We start from the raw sequence: 1,087 nt of genomic DNA, 5'->3' as shown, positions 1-1,087 counted from the left end.
CGGCTAACTCCGTGCCAGCAGCCGCGGTAATACGGAGGGTGCAAGCGTTAATCGGAATTACTGGGCGTAAAGCGCACGCAGGCGGTCCATTAAGTTAGATGTGAAATCCCCGGGCTTAACCCGGGAACGGCATCTAAGACTGGTGGGCTAGAGTCTCGTAGAGGGGGGTAGAATTCCACGTGTAGCGGTGAAATGCGTAGAGATGTGGAGGAATACCGGTGGCGAAGGCGGCCCCCTGGACGAAGACTGACGCTCAGGTGCGAAAGCGTGGGGAGCAAACAGGATTAGATACCCTGGTAGTCCACGCCGTAAACGATGTCGATTTGGAGGTTGTGCCCTTGAGGTGTGGCTTCCGGAGCTAACGCGTTAAATCGACCGCCTGGGGAGTACGGTCGCAAGATTAAAACTCAAATGAATTGACGGGGGCCCGCACAAGCGGTGGAGCATGTGGTTTAATTCGATGCAACGCGAAGAACCTTACCTACTCTTGACATCCACGGAATTCTGCAGAGATGCGGAAGTGCCTTCGGGAACCGTGAGACAGGTGCTGCATGGCTGTCGTCAGCTCGTGTTGTGAAATGTTGGGTTAAGTCCCGCAACGAGCGCAACCCTTATCCTTTGTTGCCAGCACGTTATGGTGGGAACTCAAGGGAGACTGCCGGTGATAAACCGGAGGAAGGTGGGGATGACGTCAAGTCATCATGGCCCTGACGAGTAGGGCTACACACGTGCTACAATGGCGGATACAAAGAGAAGCGACCTCGCGAGAGCAAGCGGAACTCATAAAGTCTGTCGTAGTCCGGATTGGAGTCTGCAACTCGACTCCATGAAGTCGGAATCGCTAGTAATCGTAGATCAGCATGCTACGGTGAATACGTTCCCGGGCCTTGTACACACCGCCCGTCACACCATGGGAGTGGGTGGCAAAAGAAGTCGGTAGCTTAACCTTCGGGAGGGCGCTGACCACTTTGTGATTCATGACTGGGGTGAAGTCGTAACAAGGTAACCGTAGGGGAACCTGCGGTTGGATCACCTCCTTAACCGAAGATGGTGAAATGTGAGTGTTCACACAGATTGTCTGATGAAA

1 rRNA gene is annotated in these 1,087 nt (G+C 54.0%); it reads left to right on the top strand.

Annotated elements, in window-relative coordinates:
* Positions 1-1,040 (top strand): 16S ribosomal RNA (locus tag AAC147_RS05775); the annotation flags it as partial.
* Positions 1,041-1,087 lie beyond the last annotated feature (47 nt).

This window comes from Xenorhabdus sp. NBAII XenSa04, assembly GCF_963866145.1.
Lineage (GTDB): Bacteria > Pseudomonadota > Gammaproteobacteria > Enterobacterales > Enterobacteriaceae > Xenorhabdus > Xenorhabdus indica.
Note: the sequence above shows the minus strand (reverse complement) of the source record. Positions and strands in the feature narration are given on the sequence as shown.